The 21127-nt window shown below is 42.2% G+C and carries 21 protein-coding genes and 1 tRNA gene; 9 read left to right on the top strand and 13 right to left on the bottom strand.

The annotated features are described in order from the left end of the window. The 6 genes from ACEO2X_RS09940 to ACEO2X_RS09915 form a co-directional block, all read left to right on the top strand. The coding region (locus ACEO2X_RS09940; RefSeq protein WP_179994364.1) for a zinc ribbon domain-containing protein at positions 1-110 on the top strand (110 nt) is incomplete at its 5' end. 272 nt (positions 111-382) lie between these two features. Then, positions 383-1315 carry a cysteine synthase CysM gene (gene cysM, locus ACEO2X_RS09935; protein WP_179988696.1) on the top strand — a complete coding sequence of 311 codons (933 nt, stop codon included), beginning with the start codon at positions 383-385 and terminating at the stop codon, positions 1313-1315. 35 nt (positions 1316-1350) lie between these two features. Then, complete coding sequence (locus ACEO2X_RS09930; protein ID WP_004974933.1) at positions 1351-2226, top strand: 3'-5' exonuclease; 876 nt, start codon at positions 1351-1353, stop codon at positions 2224-2226. Between the two features lie 6 nt (positions 2227-2232). Beyond that, positions 2233-3624, top strand: coding sequence for a 23S rRNA (uracil(1939)-C(5))-methyltransferase RlmD (gene rlmD / locus ACEO2X_RS09925; protein ID WP_104852528.1), 1392 nt, complete (start codon positions 2233-2235; stop codon positions 3622-3624). 29 nt (positions 3625-3653) lie between these two features. Beyond that, on the top strand, positions 3654-5960 hold the full coding sequence (locus ACEO2X_RS09920; RefSeq protein ID WP_180073115.1) for a bifunctional (p)ppGpp synthetase/guanosine-3',5'-bis(diphosphate) 3'-pyrophosphohydrolase: 2307 nt from the start codon (positions 3654-3656) through the stop codon (positions 5958-5960). A gap of 75 nt (positions 5961-6035) precedes the next feature. Further along, entirely contained in the window at positions 6036-6689 is a 654-nt protein-coding gene (locus ACEO2X_RS09915; RefSeq protein ID WP_004974936.1) for a 4'-phosphopantetheinyl transferase superfamily protein, read from the top strand. Positions 6690-6779: 90 nt separating this feature from the next. Here ACEO2X_RS09915 and secF read toward each other — a convergent pair whose 3' ends face one another. The 6 genes from secF to ACEO2X_RS09885 form a co-directional block, all read right to left on the bottom strand. Next, positions 6780-7757: a protein translocase subunit SecF gene (gene secF / locus ACEO2X_RS09910; RefSeq protein ID WP_171062595.1), complete on the bottom strand. Its 978-nt coding sequence runs from the start codon at positions 7755-7757 to the stop codon at positions 6780-6782. 8 nt (positions 7758-7765) lie between these two features. Next, positions 7766-9661, bottom strand: coding sequence for a protein translocase subunit SecD (gene secD / locus ACEO2X_RS09905; protein ID WP_004974938.1), 1896 nt, complete (start codon positions 9659-9661; stop codon positions 7766-7768). Between the two features lie 51 nt (positions 9662-9712). Next, positions 9713-10042, bottom strand: a complete 330-nt coding sequence (yajC, locus tag ACEO2X_RS09900; protein ID WP_004974939.1) for a preprotein translocase subunit YajC — start codon at positions 10040-10042, stop codon at positions 9713-9715. Between the two features lie 103 nt (positions 10043-10145). Further along, positions 10146-11276: a tRNA guanosine(34) transglycosylase Tgt gene (gene tgt / locus ACEO2X_RS09895; RefSeq protein ID WP_004974942.1), complete on the bottom strand. Its 1131-nt coding sequence runs from the start codon at positions 11274-11276 to the stop codon at positions 10146-10148. Between the two features lie 291 nt (positions 11277-11567). Further along, positions 11568-12626: an RNA-guided endonuclease TnpB family protein gene (locus tag ACEO2X_RS09890; protein WP_167846297.1), complete on the bottom strand. Its 1059-nt coding sequence runs from the start codon at positions 12624-12626 to the stop codon at positions 11568-11570. Positions 12627-12700: 74 nt separating this feature from the next. Further along, entirely contained in the window at positions 12701-13456 is a 756-nt protein-coding gene (locus ACEO2X_RS09885) for a DUF4303 domain-containing protein (RefSeq protein WP_004974948.1), read from the bottom strand. Positions 13457-13632: 176 nt separating this feature from the next. On the opposite strand from ACEO2X_RS09885, the gene ACEO2X_RS09880 reads away from it, so the two are divergent. Next, positions 13633-14583, top strand: a complete 951-nt coding sequence (locus ACEO2X_RS09880) for a sensor domain-containing diguanylate cyclase (protein ID WP_004974949.1) — start codon at positions 13633-13635, stop codon at positions 14581-14583. Between the two features lie 93 nt (positions 14584-14676). Here ACEO2X_RS09880 and ACEO2X_RS09875 read toward each other — a convergent pair whose 3' ends face one another. The 3 genes from ACEO2X_RS09875 to queA are packed head-to-tail and all read right to left on the bottom strand — an operon-like array spanning position 14677 to position 17357. Then, positions 14677-15243: a LemA family protein gene (locus ACEO2X_RS09875; RefSeq protein WP_004974950.1), complete on the bottom strand. Its 567-nt coding sequence runs from the start codon at positions 15241-15243 to the stop codon at positions 14677-14679. A 22-nt stretch (positions 15244-15265) separates the two neighbouring features. Next, a complete protein-coding gene (locus ACEO2X_RS09870) occupies positions 15266-16294 on the bottom strand; it encodes a hypothetical protein (RefSeq protein ID WP_004974951.1) in 1029 nt (342 codons plus the stop codon). Between the two features lie 25 nt (positions 16295-16319). Next, positions 16320-17357, bottom strand: coding sequence for a tRNA preQ1(34) S-adenosylmethionine ribosyltransferase-isomerase QueA (gene queA, locus ACEO2X_RS09865; RefSeq protein ID WP_371971955.1), 1038 nt, complete (start codon positions 17355-17357; stop codon positions 16320-16322). A 177-nt stretch (positions 17358-17534) separates the two neighbouring features. Here queA and ACEO2X_RS09860 point away from each other — a divergent pair. Further along, positions 17535-17621, top strand: a tRNA-Leu gene (locus ACEO2X_RS09860). A gap of 186 nt (positions 17622-17807) precedes the next feature. Further along, positions 17808-19106 (top strand): tyrosine-type recombinase/integrase, encoded by a 1299-nt coding sequence (locus tag ACEO2X_RS09855; protein ID WP_371971953.1) that lies wholly within the window; start codon positions 17808-17810, stop codon positions 19104-19106. 227 nt (positions 19107-19333) lie between these two features. On the opposite strand, the gene ACEO2X_RS09850 is transcribed toward ACEO2X_RS09855, so the two are convergent. The 4 genes from ACEO2X_RS09850 to ACEO2X_RS09835 form a co-directional block, all read right to left on the bottom strand. Next, the gene (locus tag ACEO2X_RS09850; protein ID WP_180073119.1) at positions 19334-19624 is read right to left on the bottom strand and encodes a hypothetical protein; all 291 of its coding nucleotides are present in this window, start codon (positions 19622-19624) and stop codon (positions 19334-19336) included. 218 nt (positions 19625-19842) lie between these two features. Continuing rightward, positions 19843-20046 (bottom strand): hypothetical protein, encoded by a 204-nt coding sequence (locus ACEO2X_RS09845; RefSeq protein WP_034121061.1) that lies wholly within the window; start codon positions 20044-20046, stop codon positions 19843-19845. Positions 20047-20515: 469 nt separating this feature from the next. Continuing rightward, positions 20516-20986 carry a GIY-YIG nuclease family protein gene (locus ACEO2X_RS09840; protein WP_180073120.1) on the bottom strand — a complete coding sequence of 157 codons (471 nt, stop codon included), beginning with the start codon at positions 20984-20986 and terminating at the stop codon, positions 20516-20518. 47 nt (positions 20987-21033) lie between these two features. Continuing rightward, positions 21034-21127 (bottom strand): transposase domain-containing protein (locus tag ACEO2X_RS09835; RefSeq protein WP_046889966.1); only part of this gene is annotated, 94 nt, incomplete at its 5' end.

Below are 21127 nucleotides of genomic sequence, written 5' to 3'. Positions count from 1 at the left end.
AATGGGAGTGCATGAGCTGTGGTACAGCTCATGATCGAGATATAAACTCAGCTTTAAACATTCTTGCGCTTGGGCATAAGCGTCTAGCTGTAGGAATCACCCTCTTTTAAGGGGGGGAGGATGTCAATTCTCCTGACTGTGTTTTCATCTGTTTGGTGCGAGTGGTTCAGCTGCATCTCGCAATCAATCGGTGTGCATTTTTTTGCATCCATCCCGCAAAAGACAATCTGAAATTGTGTTCATCTTGCCTAGAATTGTGTAGGCAGTGAGTGATGCATAAATTGTCGGCAGAGTATTGCTGTTTTGATAAAAAGCCTGTGAAAAACGTGCAGGAAGGTGCAAATTTTCATACAATAAGCCCACCTTGATATTGGTGCAGACCATGCTTGATACCCAATCAGATTTCCAAAGTGATGAATTTTTGTTAGATCATTATGTGGGCAAAACCCCATTGGTGCGTTTGCAGCGTTTGGCAAGTCATACGCAGGCAACGGTTTTGGCAAAACTGGAAGGCAATAACCCTGCGGGTTCTGTTAAAGATCGTCCTGCCTACAACATGATTATGCAGGCAGAAAAACGCGGTGAAATTCAACCGGGCGATACTTTAATTGAGGCAACCAGTGGCAATACCGGCATTGCTTTGGCGATGGTTGCAGCTATGCGTGGCTATAAAATGCAGCTGATCATGCCTGACAATATGAGCCAAGAACGTAAAGATGCCATGCGTGCCTATGGTGCAGAATTGATTGAAGTGACTAAAGCACAAGGCATGGAAGGCGCGCGCGATTTGGCTTTGCAAATGCAACGCGAAGGCAAAGGCTTGGTGCTGAACCAATTTGGTAACCCAGATAATGTTGAAGCACATTACCTGACCACAGGGCCTGAAATTTGGCAGCAAACGGGCGGTAAAATTACCCACTTTGTCAGCTCTATGGGCACAACAGGCACCATTATGGGGGTGTCTAAATACTTAAAAGAACAAAATCCAGAGATTCAAATTATTGGTTTACAACCTTCAGATGGTTCAAGTATTGCAGGGATTCGCCGTTGGCCTGAAGCATATTTACCAACCATTTTTGACCGTAGTCGTGTTGATCGTATTATTGATATTCCGCAAATTGAAGCGGAAAAAACCATGCGTAAACTGGCGCAAAAAGAAGGCATCAGCGCAGGCACATCATCGGGCGGTGCGGTATGGGCAGCTTTAAAAATTGCCGAAGAAAATCCAGATGCAGTGATTGTTTGTATTGTTTGTGACCGTGGTGATCGTTATTTATCGACAGGTTTGTTCTCTGTTCAAGATACTGAATTGTGATATTCATTTTTCTATCACCCATTGAGTAAGATTTTATGCGTTTACCTGTGCTGATTTTCGATATAGAAACCGTTACCGATTTGAAGTCAGGCGCGCATTTATATCAACTCGATTTACCCGAAGCAGAGCTTGAACAAGCATTAATGAAGTTGCGTCGCCAAGAGGCGGGCACCGATTTTCAGCGTTTGCCTTTGCATGAAATTGTGTGTATTTCAGGCTTGTGGATTGATGAACACGGCATGAAGCTGTTTTCCTTTAGCCGTGAACACGACAGCGAAGCGACAATGCTGAAAAAGTTTTTGTCTATTTTTGATAAGCGTCATCCGACTTTGGTCAGTTGGAACGGTTCGCAGTTTGATTTGCCAGTGATTTTATTCCGCGCCATGTATCACGGGCTGTCTGCACCAAGTTTATTTGATCAGGGTGAGATTGATCAGCAAAAGCGCTATAACAATTATCAAAACCGTTACCATCAGCGTCATGTCGATTTAATGGATGTGATGGCAATGTTTAATGGTCGTCATTTCCAAAAGTTGGATGACATTGCGTATTTGCTAGGTTTTCCGGGTAAGCGTGTAGATGCGGGCTATCATGTTCCTGCATTTATGCAAAGCGGTGAATGGTCGAGGCTGACGCGTTATTGTGAAGGCGATGTCTTAAATACTTGGTTGATTTATTTGCGTTGGCTGCTGCTCAAAGGGCAATTGCTGCTTGAAGAGCATACTTTATGGGTACAGCATACCATTCAATATTTGCATACTCAGCCGCAGCATGCAGACTTTTTAAGCGTGTGGCAGCACAGTTCGCAGCAAACTGAATTTACCCGTACAGATTTTCCTGAACAAAGTGTCACCACGCCTTCAAATGAATCCGTGATGCCTTTTCAATCTTCCCCATCTTCCGATATTTAGACTGATATGAAACATCGCAGTAAAAACCGTACCACGCAGCAGGCTGAATATTGCTTTCAGGTGGAATCGTTGTCACATGAAGGGCGCGGGATTGCACACTACACAGCTCAGTCGGGTCATCCAGCCGAGAAGCAGGGGAAAACAGTTTTTATAGAGGGCGCATTGCCTGGTGAAACAGTACGCGCCAAAATTACGCATAGTAACAAACGCTTAGAAGAAGCCGAGTGTCTAGAAGTGCTGGGTGAGCCTTCGACATTACGGGTTACGCCACAATGTCCACATTATCAGCGTTGCGGTGGTTGTAGCATGCAGCATATTCAGTTGGATGAGCAGATTCATCTCAAACAACAGGTGTTGCAGTCGCATCTGCAACATTTTGCGCAAATTCAGCCTGAAGAATGGTTAGCGCCTTTGCGTTCACAGCGTGAAGATTATCGCCGCAAAGCCCGTGTTGGGGTGCGTTATATTGCCAGTCAAGACAAATTGGTGGTCGGTTTTCGTGAGCGCAATAGCAATAAACTGACCTCAATTGACCGCTGTATGGTGTTGGATCAGGCATTTGGTTCGTTAACACGAATCAAGCAGCTACTCCAAAGTCTAACAGGCAAGGCCCATATTGGTCATATAGAATTGGCGATGGGAGATCAAGAGATTGCTTTGGTGGTGCGGCATACAGAACAACTATCTGCAGCCGATATCAACCAGTTACAGCAGTTTGCGTTACAGAAACACTGGCAATTGTATTTGCAGCCTGAAGGTCCAGACAGTTTGCATCGGGTTGATGATCCGCATGCAGCAATGCGTTTGCATTATCGTTTAGATGATTTTGATGTGAATTTTGGCTTTCATCCCCAAGACTTTACCCAAGTCAATTCTACAATTAATCCACAAATGGTTAAGCTGGCATGTGATTTGCTTAACTTAAAATCAGGTGATCGGGTGCTTGATCTGTTTTGTGGATTAGGCAACTTTTCATTGCCGCTTGCACGTTGTGTAGGTGCAACAGGAAAGGTGGTTGCTGTAGAGGGTTCAGAGCAAATGGTGCAGCGTGGTGCAGAGAATGCACAACGTAATGATTTAGACAATGTTAAGTTTTATTCACAAGATTTAACAAAAGATTTTTCGCATCATTCTTGGGCAAATCAAGGATTTGAGGCATTATTAATTGACCCTCCGCGTTCAGGCGCAGAGGAAGTGATGTATTATGTGCCCAAATTTGGCGCAGATAGAATCGTTTATGTGTCTTGTAATCCAGCCACACTCGCAAGGGATGCAGGTGTATTGGTCAAGCAGGGCTATCAATTGAAAAAAGCAGGCGTGATGGATATGTTTCCGCATACGGGGCATGTCGAATCCATTGCCTTGTTTGAGAAAGAAAAGCAAATAAACGATTTATAATATGAAGTACATAGAGGTAGGAGAAGGGTATGGTCACAGTACGTGAACAACTTCCTGGACGTTTAAATGAACTGTCTGAGGAAACGACTGTAGAACATGCCGAGCAAGCCCGACAGGATTTAGCAGAATGGCTAGACCGAGTACGCGGGATTTACGATGGGGCGGCACTTGAACAATTAGAACGCGTTGCCAATTACACCCTGAAAAAAGAGCTGGAAATAGACGTCAGTCATCCATCGCATACCTTATATACAGGTATTGAGATGGCGAATATTTTAGCGCACTTGCATGTCGATGAAGACACTTTGTCTGCAGCCATGCTCTATCGTAGTGTGCGTGAAAATGTCATGCAGTTAGATGAAGTGCGTGAAGAATTTGGTGAAGCAGTTTATGGCTTGATCAAAGGCACCTTGTCGATGGGTAAGTTGTCTGAACTGATTGAGAAAAATAAGCGTTTAGAAGACCATTTTAATAATAACCAGCGTGAACATTTAACAGGCATTTATAAAATGCTGATTTCCATGACGGAAGATGTGCGCGTGGTGCTAATTAAACTGGCAGAACGTACCTATTCATTACGTGAGTTGGCAACCGCTTCCAAAGAACGTCAGGAGCGTGTGGCGCGAGAAATTTTAACCATTTACTCGCCATTGGCACACCGTTTAGGCATTGCCCAACTGAAATGGGAACTCGAAGATTTAGCCTTCCGTTATTTGGCGCCAGACCGTTATAAAGAAATTGCGACGTTACTGAATGAAAAGCGTTTGGAGCGTGAAAACTACATTCAAAACGTAATTGAGCAATTGCGTACAGAGCTGGGCAATAATGGTATTCATGCCGAAATTAGCGGGCGGGTGAAACACATTTATTCGATTTATCGAAAAATGAAGAGTAAAAACCTCAGCTTCGATCAGCTCTATGACATTCGTGCTGTACGTGTTTTGGTGAAAACCATTCCAGAGTGTTACCACTCTTTGGGCATCGTACATCAATTGTGGCGGCATATTCCGCACCAGTTTGATGATTACATTACCAATCCAAAAGCCAATGGTTATCGCTCATTGCATACTGCCGTAATTGCAGAAAACAAGTCGCTTGAAGTGCAAATTCGTACCCTAGATATGCACGAAGAAGCCGAGCTTGGGGTATGTTCACACTTTAATTATAAAGAAGGTTCTAAAGCCACAGACCATTCGTTTAATCATCGTTTACATTCTTTGCGTTCTGTTTTGGAGCATTATCAGGAACGTAACGATGCCAGCGCACATAAAGAAGATGATGATTCTGAAAACTTTGAACAAATCCAAGAGTTTGAAGATTTTGAGAAAATTTATGTGTTCAGCCGTGATGGTGATATTAAAGAATTGCCACGTGGCTCAACGGTGCTGGACTTTGCTTATCATGTGCATACCGAAGTCGGCAATAAATGCTATGCCGCACGGGTCAATCAGCGCTATGTGCCGCTCACCTATACTTTAAAAACAGGCGAGCAGGTCGAGATTTTGACCAAAAAAGACCGTGAACCGAACCGTGATTGGTTGGTGAATTCTTTAGGTTATATTAAGACAGCACGTGCGCGCGATAAGCTGCGTCATTGGTTTAGACAGCAAGACCGCAGTAAAAATCTGGAAGTTGGGCGTGAAGTGCTCAATAAAGAATTGTCACGTTTGGCGATTCATCCAAAAAGTATTGATTTAAATGATTATTGCAATCACTTTAACGTCAAAACAGGTGAAGACATTCTGATTGGTTTGGTGAATGGTGATATTAGCCTGCATGCCTTAATTAATCAGGTCAATCGTCACATGCACTTAGATCAGGATGAACCTGAACTGGTGTTGAAGCCAACCTTGAACCCACGTGCCAGCCATACCTTATCGGCACATGGCATTTTGATTGATGGTTTGGATAACGTTGAACTGCATATCGCACAATGCTGTCAGCCTGTGCATGGTGAAGCGATTGCGGGGTATATTACCCTGAACCGTGGTGTGAGTATTCACAAAGTGGCGTGTTCGGACTATGTGCGTATGATTGGCAACGAACCTGAACGTGCGGTAGAAGCCGATTGGGAAATGCAGCCAACCCGTGGTCAAAGCGTGCAAATTGTGGTGGAAGCCTATGACCGCCGTGGTTTGCTCAAAGACTTAACCCAAGTGATTTTTGCCGATCAAATTAACATTCGTCAGGTGAATACTATTTCTGAAAGTGATGGTATCGCCAATATGAAATTGTTAATTGAAGTTAAAGGCTTGGCGCAACTTTCTCGTTTGTTGGCACGTTTAGAGCAGCAACCAGGGATTATCAGCGCACGTCGTTTGGTGCAAGGCAGCTAAGCGAGCACGCTTTAAAAAACCAGCATGTTTGCTGGTTTTTTTCTATCGTATTTCAGCCAAAATGGAGAAGGGCGGATGAATAAAACACCTAAAAAAATTTGTGTGAATGTTAGCCGCATTCAGCAGATTTTTAGTCCCGATCCAAGTGCTGTACGCAGTGAACAGATTCAACAGCAAAAACAGGCGATTTATCGGCATCGGAATCAATTGTTGTCTGGATACTTGGCACAAGATATTCAAAACAGCGATATTGAGCGTAACCTACATGGTAAACCATTTTTGACGGCATTCCCTCAATTGCAGTTTAACCATAGCCATAGCCGTCAACATTACGCTTTGGCAAGCAGCTTACAGGTGCAAGATCTAGGTATAGATGTTGAAGACTTAGAACGTAAGGTACGTTTTGATGCTTTGGCACAGCATGCGTTTCATCCCAATGAACTCCAATACTGGCAAGATTTGGAACACGACGCTGATTATTGGTTTCGTGTCTGGACAACTAAAGAAGCAGTGCTGAAAGCATCAGGTTTAGGGATTCGTTTAAGCCTGAATGAGTTGGATACTCGTATGCATCCCAATGCACAGGGCGGCATTTGTCATCATCCACAGATTGGGCATTTTGCCTATCAAAACTTTCGTTTATCAGATTGTATGTTGACCGTAGCATGGCGAGCAGCGCCATCTTGCGTAGGCTTTCAGTTTCCACAGATTCATATTATTCAGCATTAACATCGCAACGTCAGCGTAAATATCGCAATGCTAAGGCACAAAAAAGCCTATCCGAAGATAGGCTTGAATGTTGGTGTCAGCAGAAATGCATTAAGGAATTTCTTGCTCTTCACCTTCAAATTCAGGTTTGACTTGAACAATGAAGTCCTGACGGTTCAAACCGCGCCATAAGGCAAAGGCTGTACCAATGTAAATAGATGAATATGTTCCGACAAAGACACCCACAAACATCGCAATCGAGAACCATTTCAGACCATCACCACCCATGAGCATCATCGCGACTACAACCAATAATAGGGTCATAGAGGTGTGAATGGTACGACGTAAAGTTTCTGTCAGCGCAATGTTTACCACTTCAAGTGGTGTTGCACCACGGATTTTACGGAAGTTTTCACGAATACGGTCAGATACAACAATGTTATCGTTGAGTGAGAAGCCAATAATCGCCAATAACGCTGCCAATACAGTCAGGTCAAATGGCCATTGCATCATGGCAAAAATACCTAGTGTCACAATAATATCGTGGAACAATGACAGTACCGCTCCCATTGCCAGTTTGAATTCAAAGCGAATGGTGACATAAACCAACATCAATAACAGTGCTAAAGCCACAGCGCCCGCAGAACGCACGTATAGCTCATTACCGACTTGACCACCCACTACATCTACCTTTGGCACAGTTGCCGTGTTATTTGGTAGTTGTACCGCAGCAGTAATTGCTTTGGTTAAGTCTTCTGCTTCAACATCTTCTTGCACAGGCATACGTACCATTAGGTCGCGGTCTGAACCAAGCGTTTGTACTACAGGGTCGTTAAAGCCTGCTTTGACCAATGCGTTAGAAACATCGGTGGCTTTTACTGGATTGCTATAGTTGAGTTCTGCAGCAATACCCCCAGTAAAGTCCAAACCTAAGTTTAAACCTTTGGTGGCAATGAAGAATATACTGGCAACCGTTAATAGAATAGAAAGCAATGCCGCAGGCAAAGCAATCTTCATAAACGGAATCACGCGCTCATCATCAGGGCGGCCATATTTTTTTGAAGGCAGTTGAGTATTCTCAGTCATCAGTGATCTCCTTAAATGCTCAACTTTTTCAAGTTACGTTTTTTGCCGTAGATGATTTGTACAATTGCACGGGTCACTGTAATCGCAGTAAACATCGAGCAGACAATACCAATCATGAGCGTCACAGCAAAGCCTTTGATTGGGCCTGTACCAATCGCAAACAGAATGAATGCCACCAAGAATGTGGTTAAGTTCGAGTCGAAAATTGTGTTATACGCTCGGTCATAACCTGCCACAATGGCTTGTTTTGGCGAGGCACCCCACTTAATTTCTTCTCGTATTCGCTCACAAATCAAGACGTTGGCATCCACTGCCATACCAATGGTAATTACGATACCCGCAATACCCGGCAAGGTAAGTGATGCACCAATCCAAGACATGACGGTTAAAATCATGGCTAAGTTAAACACTAAAGCGAAGTTGGCAATCAGACCAAACAGACGGAAGAACACCACCATCCAGATTGCGACCAAAATGAAGCCAATCTGAGTCGACAATACGCCTTTATCAATGTTTTCTTGACCCAAGCTTGGGCCAATCACACGTTCTTCGACAAAGTACATTGGCGCTGCCAAAGCACCAGCACGAAGCATTAAGGCCAATTCAGAGGCTTCTTGTGGAGAATCTAGACCTGTAATACGGAACTGCGAACCCAATACTGCCTGAATGGTTGCAGCATTAATAACGACAGATTCGGTGTATGGCGTACGTACTTCAGTTTGTGTGCCATTTTCATCGGTCACATAGCTAATGCGTTGTTTGTTTTCAATAAACAATACCGCCATACGTTTACCCACAGCGTTACGCGTCGCATCTGCCATGAGTTTACCGCCCGCAGCATCAAGGGTAATGTTAACTTCTGCACCGCCTGTATCTTGGCTAAAACCACTCGACGCATTTTGAACACGCTCACCCGTTAAAATACGGCTGCGGTTCAATAATAATTGGCGACCACTGTCCAAAGATTCAAAGGCAAACGCTTCTGTGCCAGGTGGTACTGTACCTGTCGCCTGACCTGTGTACGGATCAATATATTGATCATTTAAGTCAGACACCAAACGGAATTCGAGGTTAGCAGTACGACCGAGTACACGCTTCGCTTCAGCCGTATCTTGTACGCCTGGCAATTCCACTACAATACGGTTGCTACCTTGAGTTTGTACCAAAGCTTCAGCCACACCTAACTCGTTAATACGGTTACGTAAAGTAGTTAAGTTCTGATTGACCGCATACGACTGAATTTCCTGTTTACGGACATCGGTATAGTTCAGACGTAAGCTAGAACCTTCTGTGGTGGCTACAGCTTGCTGTGTGTATTCATTGCCGTTACGACGCAAGAAATCCATCACTGCATCACGGTCTGCATTATTGGCAAACTGTAGGGTGATGGTGTTGTTATTCAGCGAAAGGCTATTAAATTTCAGCTTGTTGTCACGCAATTGACGGCGTAAATCGGTGGCTGAAGTTTCCATACGCTGGCTGATGGCCTTGTCCATATCCACTTCTAATAAGAAGTGCACACCACCACGTAAGTCCAGACCGAGTTTCATTGGTTTTGCACCAATTTTTTGTAGCCATTCTGGTGTGGTTGGCGCAAGGTTCAGTGCCACGACATAGTCATCACCTAAACCGCGACGTAAAGCTTCTTTGGCTTTGAGTTGGGCTTCTGAGGTGTCTAAACGCAACAATGCAGCATTGTTGGTAAAGCTGTTGTCATGACTGGCAATATTTTCTGATTGTAAAATTTGCTCTGCTTTTTGTATGATGCTTTGATCAATTTGGGTACCAGCTTTGGCACCTGAAATTTGAACAGCAGGTTCATCTGGATACAAGCTAGGCAGGGCATATAATGTACTCACCACAAGAACAACGAGGATGAGCAGATATTTCCATGCTGGGTAACGCATTTATTTTCTTCTTAAAATGAAAAAGTCGTGCGTGAGCACGACTCTTTTTGATTAGAGGTTGTTTAATGTGCCTTCAGGAAGAACTGAAATGACACTCGCGCGTTGTACTTTTACTTCTACACCACGGTTCAGCTCTACCACTGCAAAATCACCTTCAATTTTCGTGATTTTACCCATAAGACCACCTGCGAATACCACTTCACTGCCTACGCCCAAGCTTTCAATCAGTGTACGATGCTCTTTGGCACGCTTTGATTGTGGACGCCAAATCAGGAAGTAGAAAATTGCAATGAAGACTGCAATCATTAAAAGGTTAGCCACAAGGCTTGGTTGTTGTGCAGCTTCACCTGCTGCGTGAGCGGTCGAAATAAAAAGGCTCATTTCATTTTCCTAAACTAAAAACTGGCGATCAGTGATCTGATAATAAATTGGGTTTGTTCTGCAATTTACCTTGTCTTTTTACTCAGCGCAAATACTGAAAAGACTAATCTTCAGGACAAGGCGGTACTTCTAGGCCACGACGGGCATAAAAGTCCTGTACAAATTCATCGAAAGTGCCGTTATCTAAGGCATTGCGAATATCTTGGGTAAAGCGTTGGTAATAACGTAAGTTATGAATAGTGCCCAACATTGACCCCAACATTTCGCCACATTTTTCTAAATGAAACAAATAAGCGCGGGTAAAGTTCTTGCAAGTATAGCAATCACAATGCGGATCGAGCGGGCTTTGGTCATGACGATACTTACTGTTACGAATACGCACCAAGCCATCGGTTACAAAGTAATGACCATTGCGCGCATTACGGGTTGGCATCACGCAGTCGAACATATCGACGCCACGACGAATTGCTTCCACAATATCTTCTGGCTTGCCGACGCCCATCAAATAACGTGGTTTATCTTCTGGCATTTTAGCTGGCAAATAATCCAGTACTTTGATCATTTCTTCTTTCGGTTCACCCACCGAAAGACCGCCAATGGCATAACCATCAAAACCAATTTCAAGTAAGCCGTTTAAAGATTCAACACGTAAATCTTCGTACATACCGCCTTGAATAATCCCGAACAGCGCGTTGCTGTTTTGTAGTTCATCATGGTGATGGGTTTTACAGCGTTTTGCCCAGCGTAAAGACAATTGCAAAGATTTTTGCGCTTCTTCATGTGTTGCAGGATAAGGCGTACATTCGTCAAAAATCATCACGATGTCAGAGTTCAAGGTTTTTTGAATTTCCATCGAGATTTCTGGCGAAAGAAAAACCTTTGAGCCATCAATAGGCGAACGGAAGGTCACACCTTCTTCTTTAATTTTACGCATTGCGCCTAAGCTAAACACCTGAAAGCCACCAGAGTCAGTCAAAATAGGCTTATCCCATTTGATGAATTCATGTAGACCGCCGTGTTGCTGAATCACTTCTAGCCCTGGACGCAAATATAAATGAAAGGTATTGCCTAAAATAACCTGTGCCTGAATTTCTTCAATATCGCGTGGCAGCATGCCTTTGACTGTGCCATACGTCCCCACAGGCATAAACACAGGGGTTTCTACCACACCATGAGCAAGTGTTAAACGACCACGACGGGCGCGCCCCGACTGACCTAATTTCTCAAACTTCATATATGTTCCAAATCAAGGCGAAAAAACAGTTCGCTGATTGTTCGTGCTAAAAGTGCAATATTTTCCTAGATTCTGCACGGAATTGCCAGTTGAGATACGTTTTCCTTGGTAAAAATTGCGAGTAAATATTTTGTTCAAATCCATTGTGCTTACATGGCGTAAAATTGCTGAATACGTTGGGTAATTTCTTTATGTAAGGCAATTTCACCTTGTTCATGATTGTCCATTGCAGCAACGTGCTGAATTAAACGCTGAATATATAAATTACTGTCATTGACATCCTCACCTCCCTTAAACGGAGGTGATTCCTACAGCTAGACGCTTATGCCCAAGCGCAAGAATGTTCATGGCACTATTTAAGTCCCTATCGTGAGTGACACCACACTCACATGACCATTCTCTTATTCCAAGACCTGTCCTACCTCTCGGACTACTTGAGGTGATCTCACCGCAGCACGAACAGATTTGGGTGGTATAGGCTTCATTGACTTCTTCAAACATTACCCCTGCGTTCTCGCATTTATACTTGAGCATTGTTTTTAGTGCTGAAAACCCTGTATCTAAAACAGACTTTGCCATTTTAGTTTTTACAAGCTTTTTGGCACTTAAGTCACCTACAATTATGAGTGCATTATTTTTAACAAGTAATGTACTTGCCTTATGCAAATGGTCTTTACGGCAATTTGCAATCTTGGCGTGTAATGCACGTACACGTTTTTTATTCCTTGCTCGTTGAGCAATACCTAATTTCTTTTCGTATTGGCGATAGAACTTGGGGTTTGAAATAACCGTACCATCAGAACAGGTTGCAATATCTTTTAAACCTAGATCAATACCTATGGCTTTGGTTGCTGTTGGTTTTTCTTGATTCGATGAATCGACCACAAGGCACACGTACCAACGCCCACGGCTGTCCTCAACAAATGAACCAGTTCTAACAGCATATTTGCTTAATCCATAGCTATCCCATAGTTTGAATTGATGTTTACCATATTGAACATATCCATCAGCGTATTTGATCGCTACTTTCTTAAACGGTATCCATCCAAGTGATTTTCTTGCTGACTTCTTGTTGCTAACACGCCATTTGAGTTTGGCTTTCTTAAACTGCTTTCTGCGTGTGATTAATTCTTCGGTGACAGCCTGTATGGTTTGGCTGTGCAAACCACACTCTTTAGATGCGCCTTTGGTGTATTGAGCAATATCAAATGCAGATAGAAACTCACCTTTTCTTTTTAGGTGCTTAAAACTTAAATCATTCACATAATTCCAAACAAAGTTCACCTCAGATGCTAATTTAATCAGCACCTTTGCGTGTTTGTCTTTTATGCGGAGTTTAAGTGTTTTCATGTGCTTATTTTAACAATAATATTTTAAGTAATGAACAACAAAGATATTTAATACGACATTCCATGTCGTATGGCTTACGCCAGTCGCTTATATCCTCGTGCTGAACCACGAGGTTTTACGCTCCAAGTGATAAAACTCGGTTCTAATGTGAGCAAATAGGCTTCATGTGCAATGCTCAAATAATCATACGGTTCCACTTCTAAAAGTTGTGCCAGATCAATCAGCAAGTCTTTATCCACTTGTTGTAGTTTGAGCTTGGGTTGTGCGGTGGATTGTTCCATCGTGGTTTGAGGCGCTTTGTTGTGCAGGAATTCATCGAGCAAAGCACTTGGAGCGTTTAGAAATTGCGCTGAGTGGATTTCTACATCGACCTGTTTGGGCACATGAATAAAAAACAGAATTTGGCTTAAATCTAAGCCATAAGCGCCCGATAAAGATTGTTTAGCCTGCTGAAATATATCCAGTAAAAGTTCAAGATGGTTGTATTGCAGCGTGTCATTGGAATTCAGCAGAGGATTGCCATAGATATGTCGCTGTTTAAAATAATCTGCAAAAATATTTTTAAATTGATGCAGACCGCTAGAATTGTTGGCTTGAGTGCGATAACGCCATTTTTCTATATTCCATTTATTTACTTCAGATAAATATTGTGCTTCATCTTCCTGTTCATTAAACAGGCTGCGTTGGCTTGAAACAGCTAAATAATCGACCCCAAGATATTCATTAAAGACCAGTACACAGGCATAAATTTGGTCTTGTTCATATTGCTCATAGAGTTGGAAAAACTCTTGAATGAGGGTGTTTTTCAGGTTCTGAATATGTTCTAACATTTTATCGGCTTACTTTTTATTTTGGGATTTATGTTTTGAGCAATTGTTGTTTATATTTTGCTCAACCTCATGATTGTGTCAAAGCTGAGAAAAATGTCAATAAGACAAAACAAATTGTAGTCAAAGCTCACTTAAGTTGTTAAATTGTAATTAAAATCAATTCATAGAGGTGGGCTATGAGTGAATTAAACAGTGCACTAAAAGAAGACCAATTCTATAAAACACTTTTGGAAACCACGAATGCAATTCCGTGGCAGATTAACTGGAAAACCAAAGCTTTTAGCTATATTGGCCCACAAATTGAGTCTTTACTGGGTTGGACGCAAGACAGCTGGAAAACTGCACAAGATTGGATTGATCGGATGCATCCTGAAGATCGGGACAAGACCGTGAATATGTGTGTGAGTCTGTCCGATCAAGGCACAGACCACGAAGCGGATTATCGTGCCTTAACCGCTACAGGAGATTATGTCTGGATTCGTGATGTGGTGCATGTGATTCGTGAAAATAACGAAACTGTGGCGATTATTGGGTTTATGTTTGATATTTCTGCGCGTAAACAAATGGAGTTGGAACTCGAAGCGTTGAGTCGCAAAAATCTGGCTTTGAGCTTACAAGACCCGCTGACCTTGGTTGCCAATCGAAAGGCGCTCAGTGAGCGTATAGAAAACGAATTTAAACGTGCTGTGCGTCATCAACATGCATTGTCTCTCTTGTTTATCGACATCGACCATTTCAAGCCTTATAACGACAATTATGGACATTTACAGGGTGATCATTGTTTGATTAGTGTGGCGCAGTTGCTTAAACAACACTTTGCGCGTGCATCTGACTTTGTGGCTCGCTTTGGTGGTGAAGAGTTTGTGGTGCTATTGCCTGAAACACCATTGGCAGATGCTGTACAACTTGCTGAAAACTTTAGGCAGGCAGTATATGCGCTGGAAATTCCACATACCAAGACAGGGGAGATTACCCAAGTCACTGTGAGTATTGGTGTAAATAGCTATCATCAAAATCAGCAATATCACAATGTGGTCGATTTTCTGCATTCAGCCGATGAATTGTTGTATCTGGCAAAAAATAAGGGACGTAATCAGGTGCAGTACCTGACACAGTCATGTGTTTAGTTGAAATCTGAAAAAAACAGCAAGCTTCGTGCTTGCTGTTTTTATTTATGTATTGAAAAATAATTTTAAATGAGTGGCTTAGCATTCAATGGCTTAAAAGTTTGGACGATAATCAAAACTTTGTGCTGCACCGTTGTCCCGAAAGGCACGCACAGGCTTTTTCGCTGTGGTTGCAGTGTTGATCATGTTGTTGGGAAAGACCTGAATATAGTTATTAAACAACTCGACATTGCGGTTATAAATAGTAATCGCAGCACCGACATTTTCGTTCTGCTCATCAATTTCATGCATCATTTTTAAATACAATTGGTCGGCTTTGAGTTCAGGATAATTTTCGACCACCACATTCAAGCTGCGCATCAATTCTTTGCTCAAGGCTTCAACACGTTGTAATTGGCTGACATCGGCATTGTTGATGTTTAGGTTCATAATATTTTGGCGCAGTTCAGTCACTTTTTCTAAAGTGCCTTTTTCCATACCTGCATATTGTTCGACCACTGGCGCAAGTTCTTCAAGCGTTTTTAACTTCTGTCGTTCAAAACTGGTCACATCTGCCCAAGCGCGGATGGTGGCGTTGTGGTGGCGTACGATGTTGTTACGAATCATGATGCCCAGCATCACCAAGATGATGACAACCAAAAGAAAAATTGCGATACCCATGTTTTGCCCCAAGATGATTTTCTTAGTCCAGAAAATCAACCAAATCTGTCTGTAATTGTTCTAAATAAGGTAATTTAAAAGTGCGTAAGTGTCCACGCAATGCGGAAATATCTTGAATATTTTTTGCTTTACTGGAAATTTCAAACAGGTTGCGATTGCCTAAAAAACAGAGCGTGTTCCGCTCAGGGTGAAATAACAAATCACCTTGCTGATGCTGAAAAAAATCATCCAGTTTTAACACCATTGCAGGGCTGAGCGTACGCGCCAGTTGAATTGCATCACTGCCAAAAAAGTTGAGTTTTTGATTCAGGCGAATGTCACTGGTATGCCACGGCACATGATAAGGCGCACCAAAGGTTTTATTGTTTGAGGTAACGGCTAAACCTTGTAGCTGCACATCAAAGACAAATACGCCCGATAAATGTCGCACCACTTCACGTACTTTGTAGTCATTGCCATTTTGATCTTTAATGCGGGTTTCACTGACATAGCGATATTCAAATACCAAAACCTGATGCTGCTTGCCTTGTTGATCTTGCCAAACTGTACTGGCGTAGCGGCGAATTTCATTGGACAGATTCCCCAAATTAAATAAAGGGAACAGACTTTTTAAATGGGCAATCAAATAAACGGGTTGTAGGGTTCGGGCAAGATGTTGCGGTGGTTGCTGCCATGCCAGTTGATAGCGTTGAGCAATGCTTTCTTGTTCTAAAAAAGTGATGACTTCTTCAATGGGGTCGTCTTGTTCATAGGTAATAAATGCCCAGAAGATACAGCCTAACCCAATCAGCAAGCAGAATTGCAGCCAAATATTACTCGGTTGAATCAAGAGCAATAAACAGAACAACACACCTATAATGCCAAGCAGGACAGGCAAAACATTTTCAAACTTGAGGGTGATGTCATCTTGCCAAGGGTGCAAGCCATCCAAAATATCTTGATGGCTTTGCGCTTTTTTTCCAATATCCCATAACCGCGCGATATTACGAAATACCCGCTGATTCTTCTTGCGTCGAATATGAATGGAGTGTTGCACGGTATCGAGCGGCATGGCGGTTTCTTTTACAGTTTGAAAATTAAGTCTGAGCTTGATCAATCAGCATGGCATCGCCATAGCTAAAGAAACGATAGCGTTCCGCCACAGCATGTTGATACGCCTGCATGACACTTTCACGGCTTGAAAGCGCAGATACCAACATTAATAAGGTGGATTCAGGCAAGTGGAAATTGGTAATCAAACGATCCACCACTTTAAACTGATAACCTGGGTAAATAAAAATTTGCGTATCACCCGACCACGCTGCAAGTTTGCCTGCATGGGCTTGGGCAGCACTTTCCACGGCACGGGTGGCAGTTGTGCCCACTGAAATAACTTTGTTGCCTCGTGCTTTGGTTTCACGAATCAGCGCTACGGCAGCTTCAGAAACTTCACACCATTCACTGTGCATGATGTGATTGGCAATATCATCGGTACGTACAGGCAGGAATGTACCTGCGCCCACGTGCAAGGTCACAAAGGTTTTTTGAATGCCTTTATCTGCTAGCTGTTGCAGTAAGGCTTCATCAAAGTGCAAGCTGGCAGTGGGTGCGGCAACACTAGCGAGTTTTGTTGGGTCGTTAAATACGGTTTGATAACGCTCGGTATCAATCGCTTCTGCTTCGCGGTTAAAGTAGGGTGGAATCGGCAACTGACCGTAGGCATCCAATACGTCTAAAATAGGCTGCGAAAACTCGACAATAAATAAGTTTTCATGGCGACCTTGTACGGTCACTTTTACAGCATCAGGCCCAATAAACAGTTCTGCACCTGCTTTTGGTGAGTTGCTGGCTTTAATATGGCAATGGGCAATAAATTGATCTTGCAGACGTTCTACCAAGACTTCCACTGCACCGCCTGTGGCACGTTTACCTTTAAGACGCGCTTTCATGACTTTGGTATCGTTAAGTACCAGTAAATCGCCCGCTTCGAGTAAATTCAGTAAGTCGGTAAATTGATGGTGATGATACTGACCTTGAGCATCAAGATGCAGCAGACGAGAGGCGCTACGACTTGCTAGTGGGTAACGAGCAATGAGTTCATCGGGGAGATTAAAATTAAAGTCAGAAAGCTGCATGATAAAAACAAGTTAGAACACTGGGAAAACTGCGCCTAGTATATGCTTTTTTAGGTTTTATGGATGAAATTGGTCGATTATAAATCAAAAAAATGACAGCTGATTTAATTTTAAACAATTGCAAAAAACTTGCGTTGACAAGCTGTCAAAAAAGTTTATTATACCCATCAACACCTACCCGAGGTGGTGAAATTGGTAGACGCGGCGGACTCAAAATCCGCTGTCAGAGATGACGTGTCGGTTCGAGTCCGACCCTCGGGACCAGTTACCTAAAAAGGCTCTAAGCACATTAAGACTTAGAGCCTTTTTTTATTGTCTAAAATCAATAACCTGTGTTAACTGTTCGTTCAAAACTCAATGACTTTATTAGCCTGATTTCAGGTGGTCATTCTGGCAAATAAGTCCCTAAATGAGTACCTGATTTTCCCTTGTTTTTCACGGTGAAATCAGATGGCTAAAATAACAAAACCTTTAACAGCAAGACAAGTTGAGCGAGCTAAACCAAGTGACAAAGAATATAGTCTCTTTGATGGAGATGGACTCTGTCTTGTAGTACGTCCTTCGGGTGCAAGAACTTGGATGCTTCGACTACGAGATGATTTTGGTAAAACACATAAGATCAAGCTTGGTACATTTCCTGAAATACCATTAGCTCTAGCAAGAGAGAAGGGTGCTGAATACAGACGATCAATCGCTTTAGGTAAAGAGGTTGATGAAGTTCTTGGGAGGGGAGACTATAAGGTCGATAAGGTAAAGCACTCTCTTGAATCTGTTGCAAGAGAATGGCTTGAACAATATGCCAAGCGCAAACCATTAGAAGAACATACAAAGTATAAGCGCATTCGTAAACTAGAAAATCATCTATTCCCAATGTTAGGTCATTATCCAATTGATGATCTTCGTCCCAAGCATCTGCGTAAAGTACTAAACCATATCTATGAAAAGAGTGCTGATAATGCTCAGCGTATTCGAGCTGACCTTATTCTCATCTTTAGTTATGCAGTGCAGTATGGCTTGATTGAAGTAAACCATGCACGAGAGATGGAGAGCCTTGATCTCTCAGCACCTAAGAATCATCGACCAGCATTACCACTTCACAGATTACCTGAGCTAATACGTCGCATTAGAGCTGATTCAGGTGATGAGTTGACAAAACTATGCATGGAACTTGGCTTACATATCTTCATTCGCTCATCTGAACTCCGATTTGCTCGTTGGGATGAAATTGATTTTAGCAAACAGCAATGGGTATTACCTGCAAAGCGAAGCCAAGTAAATGGTATCAAGCATTCGGATCGTGGGTCTAAGATGAAAGAGCCGCATATTGTTCCATTATCTGATCAAGCTATTGCTTTGCTTTATCAGGTAAAGAGGCTAGGGGGAAATTCTGAATTGGTTTTTCCAAGTCCTTTTAGCAGTTCAGTATTCTTGAGTGAGAACACCTTTAATGTTGCTTTACGACGTATGGGGTATGACACACAGAAGGATGTCTGCTTTCATGGTTTTAGAGCCATGGCACGTTCAGCTTTAGGTGAGTGTGGTCTATTCCAAAGAGATGCGATTGAGAAGCAGATGAGCCATCAGGAGCGCAATGATGTAGTAGGTGCTTACACTCATGTTGCAGAGTATCTCTATGAGCGCAAGCGAATGATGCAGTGGTGGAGTCAATACTTAGTGGATATTGAAGCCAAGGGATATGTATCACCTTATGATTATGCTTATCCGCAGTCACTAAATGAGACTGCTTAGATGAAAAAAGCTCCCATCGTTGGGAGCTTTTGTTTAAGCGACTTCGTCGAGTTGGCCGAAAAGTATGGACAAACCCATAATGGAATTATCAGATTTGCTTTGAAGAAACTTAGTGAAGAATAGCAACTAATTTAGAACCAAATTAAAACCATAATAGTTTCAAGTTAGCTGTGCTTTGAATGTAAAAAAGCCCTTAATCATTAAGGGCTTTTTTGTATCTGTTAGACCTATATTTTGTCTAGAATACTGCGATTGATGTGTCTAGCGTAGATCTTCCATCTGGTGTAAAACATCAAAGCTTCTTCCACTAAATCTTGACGGCTTATACCCAGAAATTCCTTGATAGAATTAAGATGACTATCAAGCTCAGGGCTAATATACACAGTAGACTTTGTTCGCTTACTGGTTGGAAGTAAGCGTTTTGCATATAGCTCTATAGCTGCGATAACAGCTCGTTGTATTATCTCTTCTTCTGATATGTCAGAGTCTATTTGAGAGAATTCAACTAAATTTTGCATAACAAATTCCTTTTGGGTTTGAGGCAATCCTTGCCTAATAATTACGTTTATCGAGCATCATTGCTTCGACGGATACAAGTATAGAAGAACTCAAATAACCATACCAAATTTCATTTGATAGGTAGTTGATTAGGCGAAAAGGTGAGAGCAATAGATCGGCAGTAAGCAGTAAATGATGGAACCAAGTGCCAAGGTCTAATCCCCTTATCTAGATGCAGTTAGAAAGTAGTCCCATGTACTTTCATCCAAAGATCAAAGGCTTCTAGCATGATGTCTCTGTGAGTCATGTCCTTGTCCAAAGCATTTAGCCTAAGTTGTTTATAGCGATGTTCATCCATTTTTACTGTTAAGTGCTTTGTTCCAATGATATTGGTCTCAGTGATCTCTATCAATGTTGTCTGGTAAGGTGTTTGATTAGCCATTTTGTGCTCTGTACTTATTGAAAATAGAGCGCATACATACTATTAAACATCCTGTCATGTAAAGCTAAATTTTGTTTTAAGTAATTGATAAGTAAGTACTTACGTGCGTACGCATATATTATTTAATTGATTTTTATTGCACTAGGCTAAGCCAAATCTTTGTGAGTTATAGTGCTCTGTATTTGCATAGATGTGCAGTATTGCCCATTAAATCGCATTTCATGCAAGCAGCATCCACATGGTAAACACGTTTTATTGAATATGTTCTTGAATAATGACATTGAATTTGGCACCTCCGGTGCCTTGAGTGAGTCGCTCAATGATAAGAATAATAGAGACGGTTCCTTTGTAAAACCAAAGTGCTCTACCAATCAACCTGAGTAGGTTTAGTCATGCCATACTTGTTTATGTGGGAGTAAAACAAGTGCTCAGGTTTGATTGGTAGAGGACGTTGTGAATTTAGGATCTATTATCGTTTACGCTTAGATCGAATGGAATATTCATATTCAGGCTGTAGCATTCGTAGATATGCCTTCTTATTTGGGAAGGTCATATCTTTGGCGATTTCATGTCCCCAATCAGCCTTATATACAGTAACTTTTATGTCTTTCAATATCCTAGATATCTCATCAATGAACCCATCAAGAGCTAATCTTTTATACTCATCAGGATATTTCTCATCTTGGTACTTTTCTTCTTCAAACTCGAGATCAAGATAAAAATGCTCTCTATCATCAGTTATTCGATGTTCTCTAAAGTGTTTATGAATTTCTCTTTCTGCGAGAACCATATCCGATACACGCCAACACCAATGTAAACGCATAGGGTAACGTAAAGAAGCAGACAGCTCTGTACAACGCCTTACTGGATTGCATGAATATCCTATTTTGACTGAATTATCCATATCAGTATTTGTCATTAAATAAATGTATTCATCCATATGTACCCTCTTCTTTGTAAGCGTCCGCTGAATCCCATACCTATTTTTTAATTCGATTTAGGTTTCCAGCAGTGCGGCAGCAATTCTTCAATTTGGGTCACTTTGTGTGTCGGTAACCTTTTCAGCACATCACTTAAATAG

The organism is Acinetobacter sp. AL9, from assembly GCF_041464035.1.
Taxonomy (GTDB): Bacteria; Pseudomonadota; Gammaproteobacteria; order Pseudomonadales; family Moraxellaceae; genus Acinetobacter; species Acinetobacter towneri.
This window is presented reverse-complemented; position numbering and strand designations above follow the sequence as displayed.

What these genes read in the sequence shown, in the direction of transcription:
- cysM (WP_179988696.1), top strand. Translation starts at nt 383, where the DNA reads ATGCTTGATACCCAATCAGATTTCCAAAGTGATGAATTTTTGTTAGAT.
- ACEO2X_RS09930 (WP_004974933.1), top strand. Translation starts at nt 1,351, where the DNA reads ATGCGTTTACCTGTGCTGATTTTCGATATAGAAACCGTTACCGATTTG.
- rlmD (WP_104852528.1), top strand. Translation starts at nt 2,233, where the DNA reads ATGAAACATCGCAGTAAAAACCGTACCACGCAGCAGGCTGAATATTGC.
- ACEO2X_RS09920 (WP_180073115.1), top strand. Translation starts at nt 3,654, where the DNA reads ATGGTCACAGTACGTGAACAACTTCCTGGACGTTTAAATGAACTGTCT.
- ACEO2X_RS09915 (WP_004974936.1), top strand. Translation starts at nt 6,036, where the DNA reads ATGAATAAAACACCTAAAAAAATTTGTGTGAATGTTAGCCGCATTCAG.
- secD (WP_004974938.1), bottom strand. Translation starts at nt 9,661, where the DNA reads ATGCGTTACCCAGCATGGAAATATCTGCTCATCCTCGTTGTTCTTGTG.
- yajC (WP_004974939.1), bottom strand. Translation starts at nt 10,042, where the DNA reads ATGAGCCTTTTTATTTCGACCGCTCACGCAGCAGGTGAAGCTGCACAA.
- tgt (WP_004974942.1), bottom strand. Translation starts at nt 11,276, where the DNA reads ATGAAGTTTGAGAAATTAGGTCAGTCGGGGCGCGCCCGTCGTGGTCGT.
- ACEO2X_RS09890 (WP_167846297.1), bottom strand. Translation starts at nt 12,626, where the DNA reads ATGAAAACACTTAAACTCCGCATAAAAGACAAACACGCAAAGGTGCTG.
- ACEO2X_RS09885 (WP_004974948.1), bottom strand. Translation starts at nt 13,456, where the DNA reads ATGTTAGAACATATTCAGAACCTGAAAAACACCCTCATTCAAGAGTTT.
- ACEO2X_RS09880 (WP_004974949.1), top strand. Translation starts at nt 13,633, where the DNA reads ATGAGTGAATTAAACAGTGCACTAAAAGAAGACCAATTCTATAAAACA.
- ACEO2X_RS09875 (WP_004974950.1), bottom strand. Translation starts at nt 15,243, where the DNA reads ATGGGTATCGCAATTTTTCTTTTGGTTGTCATCATCTTGGTGATGCTG.
- ACEO2X_RS09870 (WP_004974951.1), bottom strand. Translation starts at nt 16,294, where the DNA reads ATGCCGCTCGATACCGTGCAACACTCCATTCATATTCGACGCAAGAAG.
- queA (WP_371971955.1), bottom strand. Translation starts at nt 17,357, where the DNA reads ATGCAGCTTTCTGACTTTAATTTTAATCTCCCCGATGAACTCATTGCT.
- ACEO2X_RS09855 (WP_371971953.1), top strand. Translation starts at nt 17,808, where the DNA reads ATGGCTAAAATAACAAAACCTTTAACAGCAAGACAAGTTGAGCGAGCT.
- ACEO2X_RS09850 (WP_180073119.1), bottom strand. Translation starts at nt 19,624, where the DNA reads ATGCAAAATTTAGTTGAATTCTCTCAAATAGACTCTGACATATCAGAA.
- ACEO2X_RS09845 (WP_034121061.1), bottom strand. Translation starts at nt 20,046, where the DNA reads ATGGCTAATCAAACACCTTACCAGACAACATTGATAGAGATCACTGAG.
- ACEO2X_RS09840 (WP_180073120.1), bottom strand. Translation starts at nt 20,986, where the DNA reads ATGGATGAATACATTTATTTAATGACAAATACTGATATGGATAATTCA.